General features: G+C 59.3%; 17 protein-coding genes. 9 read left to right on the plus strand and 8 right to left on the minus strand.

From position 1 onward, the window contains the following. Window positions 1-51: 51 nt before the first annotated feature. From AB5758_RS03300 to AB5758_RS03320, 5 genes are all read right to left on the minus strand, one after another. Window positions 52-816 carry an amino acid ABC transporter ATP-binding protein gene (locus tag AB5758_RS03300; protein ID WP_368141413.1) on the minus strand — a complete coding sequence of 255 codons (765 nt, stop codon included), beginning with the start codon at window positions 814-816 and terminating at the stop codon, window positions 52-54. 36 nt (window positions 817-852) lie between these two features. Further along, a complete protein-coding gene (locus tag AB5758_RS03305) occupies window positions 853-1686 on the minus strand; it encodes an amino acid ABC transporter permease (protein WP_368136061.1) in 834 nt (277 codons plus the stop codon). Continuing rightward, the gene (locus tag AB5758_RS03310) at window positions 1683-2342 is read right to left on the minus strand and encodes an amino acid ABC transporter permease (protein WP_022094657.1); all 660 of its coding nucleotides are present in this window, start codon (window positions 2340-2342) and stop codon (window positions 1683-1685) included. Before AB5758_RS03310 ends, AB5758_RS03305 begins: the two co-directional genes overlap by 4 nt. 138 nt (window positions 2343-2480) lie before the next feature. After that, a complete protein-coding gene (locus AB5758_RS03315; protein ID WP_329738392.1) occupies window positions 2481-3476 on the minus strand; it encodes a glutamate ABC transporter substrate-binding protein in 996 nt (331 codons plus the stop codon). Between the two features lie 457 nt (window positions 3477-3933). Further along, window positions 3934-5715, minus strand: coding sequence for a 1-deoxy-D-xylulose-5-phosphate synthase (locus AB5758_RS03320; RefSeq protein ID WP_368141412.1), 1782 nt, complete (start codon window positions 5713-5715; stop codon window positions 3934-3936). Between the two features lie 228 nt (window positions 5716-5943). On the opposite strand from AB5758_RS03320, the gene AB5758_RS03325 reads away from it, so the two are divergent. The 5 genes from AB5758_RS03325 (at window position 5944) to AB5758_RS03345 (ending at window position 10278) form a co-directional block, all read left to right on the plus strand. Further along, window positions 5944-6477, plus strand: a complete 534-nt coding sequence (locus tag AB5758_RS03325; RefSeq protein WP_368141411.1) for an HD domain-containing protein — start codon at window positions 5944-5946, stop codon at window positions 6475-6477. A gap of 3 nt (window positions 6478-6480) precedes the next feature. After that, entirely contained in the window at window positions 6481-7500 is a 1020-nt protein-coding gene (locus AB5758_RS03330; RefSeq protein WP_368141410.1) for a putative ABC transporter permease, read from the plus strand. A 198-nt stretch (window positions 7501-7698) separates the two neighbouring features. Continuing rightward, window positions 7699-8976 carry an ammonium transporter gene (locus tag AB5758_RS03335; protein ID WP_368141409.1) on the plus strand — a complete coding sequence of 426 codons (1278 nt, stop codon included), beginning with the start codon at window positions 7699-7701 and terminating at the stop codon, window positions 8974-8976. Window positions 8977-8994: 18 nt separating this feature from the next. Beyond that, the gene (locus AB5758_RS03340; RefSeq protein WP_117629936.1) at window positions 8995-9333 is read left to right on the plus strand and encodes a P-II family nitrogen regulator; all 339 of its coding nucleotides are present in this window, start codon (window positions 8995-8997) and stop codon (window positions 9331-9333) included. A gap of 87 nt (window positions 9334-9420) precedes the next feature. Next, window positions 9421-10278 (plus strand): HAD-IIB family hydrolase, encoded by an 858-nt coding sequence (locus AB5758_RS03345; RefSeq protein ID WP_368141408.1) that lies wholly within the window; start codon window positions 9421-9423, stop codon window positions 10276-10278. 176 nt (window positions 10279-10454) lie between these two features. Here AB5758_RS03345 and AB5758_RS03350 read toward each other — a convergent pair whose 3' ends face one another. From AB5758_RS03350 to AB5758_RS03360, 3 genes are all read right to left on the minus strand, one after another. Then, the gene (locus tag AB5758_RS03350) at window positions 10455-11282 is read right to left on the minus strand and encodes an MBL fold metallo-hydrolase (RefSeq protein WP_368141407.1); all 828 of its coding nucleotides are present in this window, start codon (window positions 11280-11282) and stop codon (window positions 10455-10457) included. A 60-nt stretch (window positions 11283-11342) separates the two neighbouring features. Beyond that, window positions 11343-12770, minus strand: coding sequence for a PTS transporter subunit EIIC (locus AB5758_RS03355; RefSeq protein WP_368141406.1), 1428 nt, complete (start codon window positions 12768-12770; stop codon window positions 11343-11345). A gap of 164 nt (window positions 12771-12934) precedes the next feature. After that, a complete protein-coding gene (locus AB5758_RS03360) occupies window positions 12935-13771 on the minus strand; it encodes a PRD domain-containing protein (RefSeq protein ID WP_368141405.1) in 837 nt (278 codons plus the stop codon). A 361-nt stretch (window positions 13772-14132) separates the two neighbouring features. Between AB5758_RS03360 and AB5758_RS03365 the strand changes: the two genes are divergently transcribed. From AB5758_RS03365 to AB5758_RS03380, 4 genes are all read left to right on the plus strand, one after another. Next, entirely contained in the window at window positions 14133-14258 is a 126-nt protein-coding gene (locus tag AB5758_RS03365) for a hypothetical protein (protein ID WP_368141404.1), read from the plus strand. 405 nt (window positions 14259-14663) lie between these two features. Continuing rightward, complete coding sequence (locus AB5758_RS03370; RefSeq protein ID WP_368155367.1) at window positions 14664-14822, plus strand: hypothetical protein; 159 nt, start codon at window positions 14664-14666, stop codon at window positions 14820-14822. Between the two features lie 358 nt (window positions 14823-15180). Beyond that, window positions 15181-15642, plus strand: a complete 462-nt coding sequence (locus tag AB5758_RS03375; RefSeq protein ID WP_368141402.1) for a DUF2798 domain-containing protein — start codon at window positions 15181-15183, stop codon at window positions 15640-15642. Between the two features lie 61 nt (window positions 15643-15703). Continuing rightward, on the plus strand, window positions 15704-16642 hold the full coding sequence (locus AB5758_RS03380; RefSeq protein WP_368155369.1) for a LysR family transcriptional regulator: 939 nt from the start codon (window positions 15704-15706) through the stop codon (window positions 16640-16642). The last annotated feature ends 114 nt before the right edge of the window (window positions 16643-16756 follow it).

The following is a 16756-nucleotide window of genomic DNA, read 5'->3' on the forward strand; positions in this document are numbered from 1 at the left end:
TGGGAGATGTGGGACAACACTTCCGATGAATTTGTCCCACGGGGTGGCTGGTTAGTGGCCCTTGATGGAGTTGAGGAAGTCCTGGGCGCGCTTGGTCTGGGGATGGTCGAAGAACTCGTCGGGCGTGCCGGTTTCCACGATCTGGCCGTCGGCCATAAAGACGACGCGGTCGGCTACGCGGCGGGCAAAGTTCATCTCGTGCGTGATGACGATCATCGTCATGCCCTGCTGCGCCAAGCGCACCATGACCTCGAGCACCTCATTGATCATCTCGGGGTCAAGGGCGCTTGTGGGCTCGTCAAAGAGCATGGCCTTGGGCTGCATGGCGAGTGAACGGGCGATGGCCACGCGCTGCTGTTGGCCGCCCGAAAGCTGTGCGGGCACCTTGTCGGCCTGCTCGGCCACGCCCACGCGGCTCAGCAGGTCCATGGCACGCTCGCGAGCCTCCTCCTTGGACACGCCCAGCACGTCGACCGGCCCCAGCATGACGTTCTGCAGCACCGTCATATGTGCAAACAGGTTGAACTGTTGGAACACCATGCCCAGCTCGGCACGCATGCGGGCAAGATCCTTGCCTTCCTGCGGCAGGGGCTCGCCCTCGATGAGGATCTCGCCTGAGTCGATGGTTTCCAGGCGGTTGATGGTGCGGCACATGGTCGACTTGCCCGAGCCCGAGGGGCCAATCACCACGACGACCTCGCCGCGGTCGACCGAGAGATTGATGTCGTTGAGAACGTGCAGGTCGCCATAGTGCTTATCGACGTGCTTGAGCTCGATCAGCGGCTGATTGCCGGTGGTAGAGGTGCTCTGTGCCATGGTGCTCGGCTCCTTATGACTCGAAATGGTAAAGCGTTAGCGGATGATGGTCGCGCCGGTCTTGTGCGAAACGTAGACAGCAGCCTTGTTGATTGCGACGTTGATGAGGATATAGATGACCGCGATTACCAAGTAGACCGACACGAGAGCGTCGTAGTTGGTAATGAGCACGCGGGCGTTTTGCATGAGGTCGGGGTAGCTCACCACGTAGGCGACGGTGGTGTCTTTGACTACGACCACGAGCTGCGAAATCAACGACGGAATGATAAATCGAATAGCCTGCGGCAGCACGATTTTAAAGGTGATTTTAGCCTTGGAGAGACCGAGCGCCTGGGCCGCCTCGACCTGGCCGCGCGGTACGGCGTTGACGCCGGCGCGGAAAATCTCAGCTAGCACGCCGGCTGCAGCGAGCGCGACGGGAAGCGTGAGCATCCAAAACGACGGCAGCGCGATCTTGTACTGGGGCAGCACCAAAAAGAAGAAGTAGATGAACAACAGGCTTGGTACGCCGCGGAAGAAATCGGTGAGCACACGGCAGGCCAGCTGCAACGGCTTAATGTCGCTCGTGCGGCCGAGCATAAGGGCTAAGCCTAGCACCAGCGCGATGGCGCCAGCGGTGAGTGCGACTTTAACGGTGCCCTCAAAGCCGGCAAGCAAGAACTTCCAGGTAGTGAGGTGCGTAAAGAAATACCAATAGTGGACCGAAAGCTGACCGGTCACATAAAAGCGCTGCAACACGAGGACGACGAGCGCGGCGACGGCAACAAGCGAGATGGCGGTGCCGATGCGAATCTTGGCGCGCATCTTGGGGCCGGGAGCCTCGTAGAGCGCATCGCGCATGGTAAGTGCAGGGGAGGAATGCTTGCTCATCGGAGGATCCTCACCTTCTTATCGATGTAGTTGCCAATGTGGCTCACCACAAAGGCCGTGCCCAGGTAGCCGAGCGCCGAGATAAAGAACGCGGCGACGCCGCCGAGCGAGCGCGTGTTGATGTAGCTCACCACGCCGGTGAGCTCCTGCGGCTTAAGCGGCACCTGGCTGCCCAAGGCGGTAGTGAGCATGACGGCGATAAAGAGGTTGGTCATGGGTAGCACGCTCGAGCGCAGCGCCTGCGGAATCACGATCTTGGCGAGGATGCGGCTGAAGCTCATGCCCAGCGAGCGGGCGGCTTCCACCTGGCCGACGCCGACGGTGTTGATGCCGCTCATAAAGTTCTCGGAGCCAAAGGCCGAGCCCAAGAGGACCGTGGCGACGATAACGCAGGTGCGGTAGGGCAGGACGACCTTGAGCGGCGGCAGCGCGTAGACGACGATGATGAGCAGCGCGATGCCGGGGATGTTACGGAAGACCTGGACATACAGGTCGCCAAAGACGCGCAGCGGCTTGAGCGGCGACACGCGCATCACGGTGACGGCGACGGCCAGCACCATGGCGATGGCAAACGACTCAAGCGTCATGCCCCAGGTTGCGAGCAGCGCGTCGATATAGTTCTGGCCATAGAGCGACCAGAGTTCGGAGAGACTCATGCGGACCTCCCGCCGATAAGGAAAGGGGCTCCCGTGTGTACGGAAGCCCCGACAACTCAGTGAGGAAACAGTTTACCGCAATAAAGCGCATCATGCGTTTCCGTATGGTTTCGTTGCGGCCGTTACCAGGTTCGCTGCCTAGGCGCCGATCTCGGGCAGCTCGGGAACATTGGTGTCGCCCGTACGGTCGCCGATGCAGATCTGCCACAGCTCGGTCCAGGTGCCATCGTCCTCGATCTTCTTAAGGAAGTCGTTGACAAAGGCGACACCGTCGGAATCGAGCGGCAGGCCGATGCCATAGGGCTCCTTGCTGCCGAAGGGCTTGCCGGCGATCTTGTACTTACCGGGCTCGCGGACCAGGGCGCTCTGCTGCATGTTGTTATCGATGACGTAGGCGTCAACGCGGCCCTGCTGGAGTGCCTGACGAGCCTCCTCGTCGGTCTTGAACTCCTGCTGGCTGGCCTTGGGAGCGAACTCCTCCAGGATGGCGGGGCCGTTGGAGCCGGACTGGACGGCGACGTTCTTGTCGGCCAGGTCGTCGACGCTCTTGATGTCGTCGTTATCGGCGAGTACCAGGATGGCCTGCTGGGTGTAGTAGTAGGGACCGGCAAAGGAGACGAGCTTCTTGCGCTCATCGGTAATGGTGTAGGTGGCGAAGACGGCGTCGACCTGGCCGTTCTGCAGGACGGACTCACGCGTGTCCGAGGTTACCTGGGTGATCTCGACCTTGTTCTCGCCCAGAATGTAGTTGGACAGGAGCTGTGCGATACCGGCGTCGAAGCCGCGGGTCTGACCGTCTTTCTCGTTGAGGAGGGAGAAGAGCGTGGAGGTCTGAACGCCACCGATCTTAAAGACGCCGGCGTCCTTAACGGCCGTGGCCCAGGTGCTGGCGGCGATGGCGTCGTCATCGGCCTTGGGGCCGTTGTCGACGAGCTTGTCGAATGCCTTAGCGTCGAGCGTGGTGGAAGCCTCGGTATCATTGGAGCTCTTGGAAGAGCCGGCGGCGGAACCCTTGTCGGCCTCGGTGCTGGTGTCGGAGCAGCCGGCAAGACCAAGGCCGGCGACGGTTGCGAAGGTGGCGGCAACGAAGCCGCGGCGGTCGAGAACGACCTGCTGGGAGAGGTTCTTGCTCATGGTAGAACACCTTTCTCAATAAAATCCCTAGCGGTTGAGTAGAGTTATACCCTATCGCGCTCAAATGGGTCAACACGAAATAACTCAGAAACATACCTACCTTATGGGTTATTGTACCTAACAAAAAGGGACAGGCACCTTTGTGGTGGTTCTTGCAGATGTGACGGCCTGCCTCGCTGCTTTGTCTCAATCTGTAACAGGTAGACGAGGAAATGGGTTCTAACTGTTACAGATCGAGATTTTCTCTTCAGGGGAATTCGAATGTCTCAATCTGTAACATCTGGACGGCCAAAAGGTCTCTATCTGTTACAGATTGAGACAAAGGTCTGGGACTAAGACGTCTTATCTAGATCTGTAACAGTTGGACGGGAATTCGGGCTCTAGATGTTACAGATTGAGATAATCGCGTCGCGAAAATTAAAACCTCCGCAGGGGCGCTTCCCTTGCGGAGGTTTTCTTACTCGTTGAGTAGCCTCACGGCTTCGGCGGCCATGTTCTCGACCGTCATGCCGTTCTGGGCGAGCAGCTCGTTGGGGTCGTAGCGGTCGGGAAAGCCCTTGGCGATGCCGAAGGTGCGCGTGCGCAGCGGCGTGCAGGCCAGATAACATGCCACGCGCTCGCCCCAGCCGCCGTCCAAGATGCCGTCCTCGAGGGTGACGACGACGCGATGCTCGGCGGCAAGGCTGTCGAGGAACTCGCGGTCAAGCTCGGCTGCGAAGCGCGGATTGACGAGCGTGGCCTCGATACCGTACTCGGCAGCCAAGCGGTTTGCCACGCGCTCGCCCAGCTCAAAGAAATCGCCGAGCGCGAGCACGGCAACGTCGTGACCCTGACGCACCACGTTGTAGCGAACGGCGCTGTAGTCGGTGTCCTCAGCGGGCGCCAAATCGGGGCGGCTTACCAGGCCGATGCCCGGTACACGGATCGCCACGGGATGCTCGCGATGGTCGAGCGACCAGCTCAGCATGGACAGGTATTCCTCCATGCAGGCCGGCGCTAGGTAGTGCATGTTGGGAAGACCGCCCAGCATGGAAATATCAAAGAACGAGAGGTGCGTCTCGGACGTGGTGCCAAAGATTGACGCACCAAACACCAGGATGGTTGCAGGGGCGTCGTTGAGGCACAGGTCGTGCCACAGCTCGTCGTAGGCGCGCTGCAAAAACGTGCCGTACACACCAAAGACTGGCTTGGCGCCCGAGCGCGCAAGCGCGGTGGCAAAGGTCACGGCGTGCTCCTCGGCAATGCCCACATCGACGAACTGTTTGCCGACGGCAGCGCGAAGCTCGGGTGTAAAGCCCATGATGTAGGGCGTGGCGGCCGTGATGCCCACGACCTGCGGATCGCGCTCGATGGCGGCGCTGAGCGCCTCGCCCGTAATATCGGCATAGGTGCGCGGTGCGGGCTCGCTCGGATGGCCCGGGCAGAGCTTGCGGCCGGTCGCCATGTCAAAGGGGCCTACGTGATGCCAGCGCTCGGGGTCGTTCTGGGCCGGCTCAAAGCCCTTGCCCTTGGCGGTGGAGACGTGGAGCACGATGGGATGATCGATATTGCGCAGCTCCTGCAGCGTGTCGACGAGGGCCAACACATCGTTACCGGCGTCCAGATAGCGGTAGTCGAGCCCCATCGCGCGGAAAAAGTTGCGCTCACAGGTACCGTTGCTGGCGCGCAGCTCGGCCAGATTGCGATAGAGGCCACCGTGATTTTCGGCGATGGACTGGTCGTTATCGTTGACGATGATGATCAAGTTGCTATCGAGTTCGGCGGCATTGTTAAAGCCCTCAAACGCCAGGCCACCCGAAAGCGAGCCGTCGCCAATAACAGTAATGACGTTATACGTGTCACCCGCCAGGTCGCGCGCGTGGGCAAGGCCACAGCCCAGGCTCACCGACGTGGAGGTGTGGCCCATGGCGAACAGGTCATGCTCGGACTCGTCGGGATTGGCAAAGCCAGAAGCCTCACCATAACGCTCCGGATCGATATAGGTGTACGCGCGCCCGGTCAGCGCCTTGTGGGCGTAGGTCTGGTGCGAAACGTCAAAGACTATCTTGTCGATAGGGGAGTTAAACACGCGATGGAGCGCGACCGTAAGCTCAACGACGCCCAGGTTGGGGGCAACGTGTCCACCGACAGCGGCGGAGCTTTCGAGGATGGCGTGGCGAATCTCATCGCAGAGCTGCGGGAGCTCGGCGCGATTAAGGGCCTTGACGTCCTCGGGCGTTGTCGTTTGCGTAAGCAGCATCGTTGTGGGTTACTCCATGCGAATCGAGCGCCGGCGCTCCCTCGGCCGGCACAATTGCACAAAACAGTCTCGCACATTTTGGCGTTTGATATGTGACGGCGGCGCGGTAATTCGCCAACTGGTGGGGCAAAACGTTTTGTCCGATGCCATACTGATGTGTTCCATGATGTTTTTATCGATTGCGCACAGGCCGTGGCTTGTCGCCGTGAGTCGCTGGAAGGAGGCAGCATGTCCGATGTCGTTCGTGCCGAGAAAATCGCGTGCGAAGTAGACCATGCTGCCCGTCAACTGGTACAGGCGGGCCGTCTGGACCTGACGCGCGAGTTTATTCAGCATGGCGATGTGACGGTGTATGCGCATGTGACCTCGGTGGCGCGGGCAAGCCTGTCCTTTGCCGAGCGCTTGGGCCGTGCTGGCATTTCGGTCGACCGTGCCTCGCTGCTGCGCGGAGCCCTGTTACACGATTACTTTCTCTACGATTGGCACGACCCCGACCCGAGCCATCGACTGCACGGATTTCGGCATCCGTTTTTTGCCCTGGCACGTGCGGAGGAAGATTTTGAGCTGACGTCGCGCGAGCGGAATATCATCGTGCGGCATATGTTTCCGCTGGTGCCAGTGCCGCCGACGTGTCGTGAGGCTTGGATTGTATGCCTGGCAGATAAATGGTGCGCGCTGCGCGAGACGGTCGCCGGCCGTCTACCGCGCAAAGGCGGCGCGAACGATTCGAACGAGGGCTCGAACGAAAAGAGGAGAGGGTAGACGGTGGAAACCGCGATTGATATGGCGTTCGGCGGCGCGACGCTTGCCGCCTGTCCGCTCTCGGCGCTGGTGCTCTCGTTTGCCTTCTACGGTTTTTGCGGTTGGGCATGGGAATCGACGGTCTGCGCCATGCTCAACCACGGACGCTTTGCCAACAGCGGCTTTTTGCTGGGGCCGTGCTGCCCCATCTATGGCGCGGGCGGCATTGCCTGCTGGCTACTGTTGCGCGGAATTCCTGACGCGTCGAGCCAGTTTGTCGCCGCAGCGCTCGTATGTAGCGTGATTGAGTACAGCGTGGGCGTGCTGTTGGAAAAGACAACAGGCGCACGCTTTTGGGACTATTCGCATCTGCCCTTTAACCTGCACGGACGTATCTGTCTGTACTGGGCCTGCGCGTTTGGCCTGGGCGCGTTGTGTATTTGCCGCGTGGTGGAGCCGGCGGTGTTGGGCCTGCTTGCCCATCTGCCGGTGCTGATTGTGCGGCTGTCCGCGTTTATCGTCGCGGTCGCGATGATGGTCGACGCGGTGTGCTCGTTGGCGAGCTGGCGGCGTCTGTCCGATCAGCTGGAGCGCGTCCGGGCCGACCTTGCCGACCGCATCAACGAGTCGCTTGCCGATGCGTCCGACTCTATGCTCGAACGTATTCCCGATTCGGCAATCGACTCGGTGACACAGACACATATCCGCAGTCGTGCCGTTAACGCGTGGCTGGCCGAGCTGGGCGATGCGACGCTCGATGCCCTGCGCGAGAAGGCTTCAATGCCGACGTTTATCTCGGATGGTGCTCGCGGCTTGGCGCTCGCTGCCCGCCGCGTGGCCGATGCCGCGCCGAGCATGCCGCGTCCGTCGCTCAGCCGTCGCCTTGCCGGTAAGCGCATGAGCCGTCCGGTGCCGAGCGTGTCGCTCAGCCGTCGCGACCTACGCTTCTTTAACGCCTTCCCACGCCTGCGCATCAATCGCTACGAAGGTGTCATCCGAGCTACCGACCTCCGCGACCGCGCCCGCGAGCTGTTCCGACGCTAGCCGGGACAGGTACGCTCGCGGCTTCCTTGCTCGCGTATTTCCCGTTCGTTTCGCGCCCGTTGCCGCGCCGTTTCCAAGATTGCGGCACCGTTTCCATTCGACAACGCAGCGTTTAACAACGCCGTATCTGGTCTACACCAGTTGCCCCTCGGCCGCATTATGGGCGCCGACAACGTTCATGCGATCAAGGGGGAGCGAATGTACGATACGGGATCGACAACGTTTATGCTCATCTGCACCATGCTCGTGTTTTTAATGACACCGGGTCTGGCGTTTTTCTATGGCGGCCTGTCCAGGCGCAAAAATGTCATCAACACCATGCTCATGTGCTTTGGCGCCATTGGTCTGGTTGGTGTGCTGTGGATTGTTGCCGGCTGGTCGCTGGCCTACGGCGGTGACGGTTTCAGCCCGTTTATTGGAGGCCTTGACCAGCTGCTGTGCCTGCCGGTGCTCGGCCAGGTGCTGCAAGCGGCCGAGGGCACCGCGACGGACGGTGCCGTCTACCCGGAGATTGTCAACATCGCCTTCCAGATGGCATTTGCCATGATTACGGCCGCCATCGTCACGGGCAGCCTTGCCGGGCGCGTTAAATTCGGCGCTATGGCGGCCTTCCTTGGCATTTGGCTGCTCGTGGTCTACGCGCCGCTCGCCCATATGGTCTGGGGCGGCGAGGGCTCCTTTATCGGCGACATCATCGGCGCGCTCGACTTTGCCGGTGGCGACGTGGTGCACATCTCGTCCGGTCTGACGGGCCTGATTCTCTGCCTGATGCTCGGCCGTCGTCGCGGTTTTGGCATGGTGAGCTATCGACCGCATAACGTGCCGTTTGTGGCACTGGGCGCCGGGCTGCTTTGGTTTGGCTGGTTTGGTTTTAACGGCGGCAGCGAGTTTAAGGCCGACGCCGTGGCGGCGCTTGCCATCCTCAACACCGTGACGGCCAGCGCGGCGGGCGTGGTCTCGTGGCTTGCCGTCGAGCGCGTGCACACCGGTCGCCCCACGCTGGTGGGCGCAAGCACCGGTCTGGTCGCGGGCCTCGTGGTGGTCACGCCGGGCGCAGGCTTTGTCGAGCCGTGGGCGGCGCTGGTCATGGGTCTGATCGTTTCGCCCGTCTGCTATTTCGCCATCAGCCATCTTAAGACCAAGTTCGGCTACGACGACGCGCTCGACGCGTTTGGCTGCCATGGCATCGGTGGCATCCTGGGCGGCGTGCTCACGGGTCTGTTCTGCGTGCCGGAGCTCTCGTGGACCGGCAAGGGCGGTCTGTTCTACACAGGCGACGTGTCACTGCTGGTCTCGCAGATTCTGGGTATTGTGGTGACGGTCGTTATCGTGCTGGTGCTCGACCTGGTGATTGCCGCGGTGGTTAAGACACTGTTCCACGGTAGCCTGCGCGTGGACGAGGCCGACGAGGCTCTGGGTCTGGATGCGAGCCAGCACGGCGAAAGCGCGTATCCATCGTTCAGCGGCTTGGACTAACAAGGGGAGTGATTTGATATGAAGAAGATTACGGCGATCGTTCGTGCCGAGAAGCTTGAGGTTCTTAAAGACGCGCTGTTTGCTGCTGATGTTCGCGGTATGACTATCAACCAGGTCCAGGGCTGCGGCGCACAGCATGGCTGGAAGGAATACGTGCGCGGCAACGAGTTGCTTGTCAACACGATCCCTAAGGTGCAGTTCACGCTCATTTGTGCCGACGAGCATGTCGATGGAATTGTCGACATCATCTGCAACGCCGCTCGCACCGGCGCCGTCGGAGACGGCAAGATTTGGGTCGAACCGGTCGAGGAGGTAATCCGCATCCGCACCGGCGAACACGGTCCCGCCGCGGTGTAGGACAATCTTTCGCCTGACGGGCGTGTCTCTCTTGGGGCACGCCCGTTCTCGTCTACAATATCGGACAGACGAAAGAAAGGCATACCCATGATCAAGATGTTCGCGAGTGACTTAGACGGAACCCTGCTTAACGCCCTGCACGAGGCCGATGGAACCATTCGCCGCGCCATTCGCGAGCTCACCGAGGCGGGTCTGCACGTGGTCCCCGCGACCGGGCGCTCGACGTTGCCGATCGGCGAGCATGGCTTTACGGGCCTGGCGCTCGACGCCTGCTGCTCCAACGGCTCCATCGTGCGCGATAGCCATGGTGAAGTGCTCAAGACCTGGACCATTGACCCGCAGATTACCGAGGAGCTGCTCAAGACATTCCCCGACATTTGCTTTGACTGCTCTACGCCCGACGGCATGTTCTCGAGCGGTTCGTTCGAGATGCATCAGGCGGGTTTTAAAAAGGACAGTCCCCTTAAGCGCATCGTGATGCGCGGCATGCGTGCTCGCGGCGGTTATCACGAGGAACAGTATTTCGATCAGTCGATTGGCGACATCCTGCGCCATGACGTGTGCAAGATCAACTGCCGCGTGACCTCGCCCGAGCTGGAGCGCGACCTTAAGGCGTATCTGGCCGAACGCTCGGATCGCGTGGTTAACGCGCCGTTCGATCCGGTGATGTTCGAGATCACCGATGTTGCTTGCAATAAGGGCGAGAGTGTGGCGTGGCTGGCGAACTATTACGGCATTGCCGAGGACGAGGTCGCGGTTTACGGCGACGGCGGCAACGACATCGCCATGCTCAAACGTTTCCGCCATAGCTATGCGACCAAAAATGGTAGCGATGCGGCCAGGGCGGCGGCAAGCGCGACCATCGGCAACTGCATGACCCATGCCGTCCCCAAACACATGCTTGCCACCATGCGCAACCAAAACTCCCGCACTGTCATCGAGTAATTTGACATCGGGACGACCCCTTTGTCACATGAAAGCCGCCCGCAATCGAAACGCGCCAAAACGCAAACGCATCACATACTATATAAAACGCCCGCTCTGGAGCGTATCCAGAGCGGGCAATGGGGGCATAAACGCAGACGCAGCAAGTGTTTCACCCGCGCGAGGCTATCTCTCGCCTAGCGAATTCGATCGGTACGGTACACCAGGTTACCCTCGCCGCCGTCAAGGCGCGCATTCGTCGCAGGGTCGACAGCGCGTGCAAGCAGCGCTTCGATGCCCATAAACTCATGAGGCATCGCATCGGCAGCACCGGAAAGAACATCCTCGCAAAGACCGATATTACCGTCGAGAATACTCTTCGGCGATTCGCACGTCCCGTGCTGACGCAGCACGCGATCAAAGTCGCCCGCATGCTCACGCAGGTGAAGCAGGCTGTCGCGATACTCGGCAACCGTGGACGCCTCGGGCAGAATAAGCAGCGTGAATACACCGCACGCATCACCGAAGAACGCCACGCGCTCCTCGCGGGCGATGGGCACGAACATGCCCTGCGTGTGCCCAGGAACGTGCACCATCTCGACCGTGAGGTCGCCGAGCTCAAACAGCTGCCCGTCAACCAGATTCAAGAACGGCTCCGTGCGCATTTGCGCGTAGTCTTCATCCTCAAGCTGCGCAAACACCTCGGGGGCATGCTCTGCCAGCATCTTCCGTCGGAATTCCAGCGTACCGTGTTCGGCATACAGCTCAAGATCGGCATCGCTCATGTACACGGTGCCAAATGACGAAGCCCCAGCGGCATGGTCGACATGGCCGTGCGTGCACACCACGTCGTACGGTTTACCACCAAGCAGGGACTCAACATATCCTCGCAGGTCGCCAATACCGTAGCCCGTATCGATCAACAGCGCGCGCTCGGATCCAACAAGGAGGTACATGCACACATCCGTACCGTCCTTGATGCGAATGATTCGCTCGGTAATCTCTTCCGTGGTAAACGTCACCATCTCAATCCCCTCTTCGATGACATCAAGTGGGCCCCGGAAAAACCGAAGCCCATCTATATATTACGAACGCTCGGCAACAGGGCCGTTCTCAAGCTCATCCTCGGTGAAGCCGAAGAACCAGGTCACTGCGAACGACACGACAAAGCCAGCTGCAGCGGCAATACAAGCGTTAATTATGTTCTGAGCATCGCCACCCATGAACGTAAGGATGCACATCACGTTAGAAGGCAGGCCCATAACGTAAGCGGTTACGCCAAGCGCCAGAGCAGTCGCGCCGGACACAAAGCTGCCCACAATGCTGCAAACGAAGAGTTTCGGATAGCGGAAACTCATACCGTACAGCCATGGCTCGCCCACGCCGCCGACCAACTGCGCAACCAGGTAGCCGAACGCCGCCTGCTTTTCTTCTTTCTTGCGCAGCTTGAGCCATCCAGCAACCTCAGAGCCAAAACCGGCCCAGAGACTGATCATAATGGCAACGAAAACGAACGGATCGGAGCCCGCCGAGAGGAACGCAACCTGAGCGATGCCAACGAGAGCAATGTGCATGCCAGTCACAACCATGGGAAGCCACAATGCCGCAAGCAAGCCGCCGCCAAGAATGGAGACAACTCCACCAGTAGAACCCATCATATTGAAGAACGCAGCAAGACCAGCACCGAGCCACGAACCAAGAGGAGCAAGGAGGCACAGGCAGATGGGCGCAGAGATTCCGATGGTGAGGAACGGCGTAAAGACGGTCATGAGCGCATCAGGCATGACCTTACGAAGCACGCGCTCGATCGCATGCATAACGGGCACAGTCAGCAGAATTGGGAGAACCGTCTGCGCGTACATGCCGGGTGTACAAGGAATGCCGTATACAGAGAACGCGGTGCCCTCCCCTGCAAGTGCCACGAAGGAGGGCTCCATGAGCAGACCGCCCATAAAAGCGCCGAGTACCGGTGTGAGACCGATGTTTTTGGCGGCGTTATAGCCCAGATAAATCGGCATGAAGTAGAACGCCGCGTTGTACAGCATATTCATGAACACGATAAGGTCGCTCTCCGCTGGCATCACATTCATCATGCCCGGGCCAAGCACCACTGCAATTGTCTTAAACAGGCCGACAGAAAGCAGAACCGGAATCATGGGAACCATAGAACCGGCGAGATAGTTCATGACGTTGCGGCCGATGGTCTTAGGCGTGAGCTTCTCCTTCGTGCCATCGAGATTCTCATCGATAGCAGCCTGCTTTGCCAAGCCACTCATAGCGCACAGCTCGTCGTAAACCTTGGGGACGTTCTGGCCGATGATGATCTGGAACTGACCGCCCGACTCCTGGGCGCCCAAAACACCCTTAATTTTCTTGACCTGGGTCTCATCAACAACGGAGCGGTCTTTGAGCGTAAAGCGCAAACGGGTCATGCAATGGGTGACGAAGCTAACGTTCTTCTTGCCTCCCACAGCCTCGAGTACATCGGCGGCGATCTGCTTGTTGTTTGCCACGATGTTCTCCTTTCGGGTACGTTCGCGTGCAGGCATTAGCGCCTGTCGCGAATGGCGGATATGCCTATGCCCTGGACGACGTGCGCGCGGTGCCGCCCCCGGATAGCAAAGAAAGAAAGTGCAGTCGGTCTAGCCGTCTAGCCGCACTTGAAAACACAGTCGGCTTAGCCGTCCGACCGTGCACAAATACGGTTGACGTGAAGGATGAGGTAGAGCTTCTCCTCTTCGGTCAACGCGGCCTCAAACTCCTCCTCGATTGCCGACGAAATGACGTCCACGCACGCGGAGACTTTGGGGTTATCTAGAACGAGCTGGGCATACATGCCCGAGTTCTCGGAAGCTATGGGATCGCCATCGAGCACGCGACGCATAAGGTACTGCACATGCGTGGCAAAACGGGAGTAACCGAACCCCTCGCGATCGACCCGTACGCCCATCTTGTCCTCGACGATGCCTGTGATACGCTCGAGCGCATCCTCTTGACGACGAGCCTGATCCGCAGACGCCCGGCCAGACGGCGCGACCGCACTGTTCACGATGCTCATCGCAACGCCGGACACCTCCGTTGGAGGCAGCAGCACGCCCAGGTCGGACTTGACCAGACGAACCGCATACTCAGCGATCTTGTACTCAACGGGATAGCTTTGCTGAATGTCATAGGTAAACGGCATCTGCAGGTAGATGCCCTCCTTGGAGCGCTTGATTGCAAAGGAAATGTGGTCTGCCAGCGCAATGTCCAGATGCGGGGACAGCTCATAGGAGAGCATCGCGCGGGCCATGTCGGCGATACGGGCCGCGAGCTCAATATGGTCGGCGGGCAAATCGCGCAGCAGGTCGACGTAACGAGGCTCGATGTCGTAAAACGTATGATCGACGAGATCGAGGTCGAGTTCTTCCTGCAGCTTGACACAACCAAGACCACTGCCGAGAGCAACGACGCGGTTGCCGTCGCCATCAAGGCACAGCACCGCATTGTTGTTGATTCTCTTGATGATCTTCATTCGTGGCCCCTTAACGCAAATAACTCCCTCGGCAGATACATAGCACAATCCCTAAGATTGCTTGCCAGTCTGCCTCAGGAGCAAGGGCTCTGAGTAACACTCTGAAACTGCCTAGATAATAGGAAGAGAACCTCCCCCCGTCAATAATAACAGCGATTCAATGGCCCGATAACCGTTCACCGGCGATTATAGACCGCTCATCGTGTATGTTACCGGTCCCCTTGGTGGGCCGCAGGGGATGTCGGTCTCTTGGAACCCGAACATATATTCGCATATCTAACTGCGCTTTGATAGAATCGATATCGTTGACGGCAGTTCCTCGTGCCGGGCAGCGCCCTCCATTTGGTGGGAGGTGATGCCCATGACCGATTTGATTGATTTCGTGAGGCTCCTGACCGCATTGGCCTCGCTCCTCACGGCGCTCATCGGACTTTCCAAGGCACTCAAGCAGCGTTCGAAGCGTAACAGAAGGGGTCGCTGCCGCTAAGGCGTTGACCCCCTAATGCAAACAACGGCGCTGCCCAGCTAACCACAACTTGGGCTGCCGTCGACACTATTCTACCCACGAATGACATTTTGGACAATCGGTAGTGGCGTTTCAAAAACTAAGTGCATTTGCGCACGTGGTCGCACAGCTCGGGGTTCTTGATGCAGCTGAGGACGAGATCCTTGCCATCTTCGGTGATGCCATCGCTTGCTTGGTTGTTCATGGCAGCCTCCTTATCGATCGTTATCGGCATGATGCGACGGGGGCTGTGATTTGGAGTTCCATTAGCGGGACTGACTGCGCCCAATGTGACAAAGGGACGGCCCCTTTCCGAAACTAGCACTTGAACTTGACCAAACACAGAGGTTCAAGGGCGTGTCGACCCGCAGGCTCCACAGCTACCTGATGTGGTTCAAGTGGCTGCACGAGGCAGCACGCGTCGGGGACAGGACGTCCCTCATGCGCGGGCAGCTCGAGGATGGGTGCTACAGGAAGAGCTGGAAAAAGATGATGGAGCCGGAGTGCGAGTTCCATCCGGAGCTGGCCGTGCAAGCGGCGGGTTAACATAGCTAGATGAGTAGAAATGCCGGAAACGGCAAAATATCTAAATAGAGCTGTCGGTCCAATAGCAGGAGGATTGATGGAAATACGGCGCAACCTGTATCTCGATAAGCCGCTGCAGGACGAACGAGGTGTGCTTACGATGGGCGTGCTCGACTTTTTGTTAAACGAGGATAGCTTCGGATTGTTATAAGTCGCCCCGCGCGCCGTCTCGCTGGCACTTAGACCATCCGTTGTGGAATTTTGCGGACCCATATATCACGATGCGATAGAATCTCTCGTGGTTGAGTAGCAAGCGCGTAAGTCCAGGCCGGGTTTACGCGCTTCTCGCTTTTGGCCCGACCTTTTCAGGAGGGTCAAGATGATCAGCATAATCCAGAAAGAAAAGTTCACTATCGTCATGTGCGCGCTGATGGTTGCCGGCATGTCCGTGTATAACGCTGCCGTTCTAGCGGGTGGTCTGTCCCCGCAGAGCCTTATGAGTGCTGTCACCGGCTTCGTTCCGGGTTTCCTGACGGCGCTGGTGGGTGACGTGTTCTACGCCGGTCCGCTTTCCAACCGCGTGCTCGGCATGCGCGAGTGGCGCAGCCGCATCATCATGAAATCCGTCTTTATGGTGTGCCTGATGGTGCCCTACATGAGCTGCTACGGTGCGGCGATGTCCATGATGCACGGCGCTCCCGTCACAGCCTTCCCGTTGCTTTGGGCAGAAAACGTCCTGCGCAATGTTGTGATGGCTCTGCCCTTGCAGCTGCTGGTTGTGGGCCCCTCGGTACGCTTTCTCTTCTCATCCGGCATCATCAGCGCTCCGTTTCGCGCGTAGCGATATCCCGTCGGAAGGGTCAAGCGTTCGGGTACCGCCGCGCTCCGTCCCTCGTGCAGGGATGGCACGTGGTACCCTTGTCGTGGGCAAACGACGGAGGTGCATGGTGGACATCGAAAAATGCCGCGAATACATAGTGCTTGCGCAGACGAGGAATTTCCTGGAAGCCAGCGAGCAACTCAATATCGCGCAGTCCTCGCTCAGCAAGCACATGAAATCGCTTGAGGCGGAGCTCGGCGTCACACTCCTCGATCGAACTACGCGCAAAGTGTCGCTCAGTGCCGACGGCCGCGTGTTCCTGCCCTATGCCGAGCGGCTCGTGCGCACCGCCAATGAGGCGCGCAATGCGCTTGCCGACCAAAAGCGCTACAAGCGTCGTACCGTTCGCATCGGATCGATTCCGATTATGGCGCCATATGGCATCACGGATCTTCTGTCGGACTTCGATCAGGACACCCCGGGCATCCGCCTGAAGATAACTGAGGGTGAGCCGGACCTGCTCAAGGACCAGTTGCGTAAAGGCCACCTGGACCTTGCGTTCATTCGCGATTGGAATCACGAGATCGAGCAGGGCGATGCAGAGGATGACTTTATTCGAATCCCCTATGACACCGATCAGCTCGTGGCCGTGCTGCCGCTGACGCACCCGCTGGCGGGATTGAGCCAGATCGACCTCGCCGAGATTGCGCACGAGGAATTCCTGTTGCTCCCCGAAGATTCGGTGATGTATAAGCTGATTCTGGACGCCTGCTCTACGGCGGGCTTTGTTCCGCGTGTGGTCTATAGCGGCTCGCTCGCACAAAACATCATTGACCTCGTGTCGCACGAGATGGGCGTCTCGCTGCTCATGCGCAAGCCGGCGGCCTCCCTTTGTGCCGGCAAGGCGGTTCTTGTGGACGTTAACCCAACATTCGAGACGCGGATTAGCTGCTATTACCTGCGTGGCACCGAGCCCACGCCCGAGACGGCAGCGCTTCTTAGGCATATCGCGAGCCGATAGCCCGTACCTGGGGTTTCCGTGTCCTATGACATATCGCGAGCCGGTAAGCCTCGCCTTGTTTCGTCGCGTTCAGTATTCGATATGGGAATAAAATTTAATACGAATGGAATTGAG

The sequence above is a fragment of the Collinsella aerofaciens genome (assembly GCF_040926405.1).
GTDB lineage: Bacteria > Actinomycetota > Coriobacteriia > Coriobacteriales > Coriobacteriaceae > Collinsella.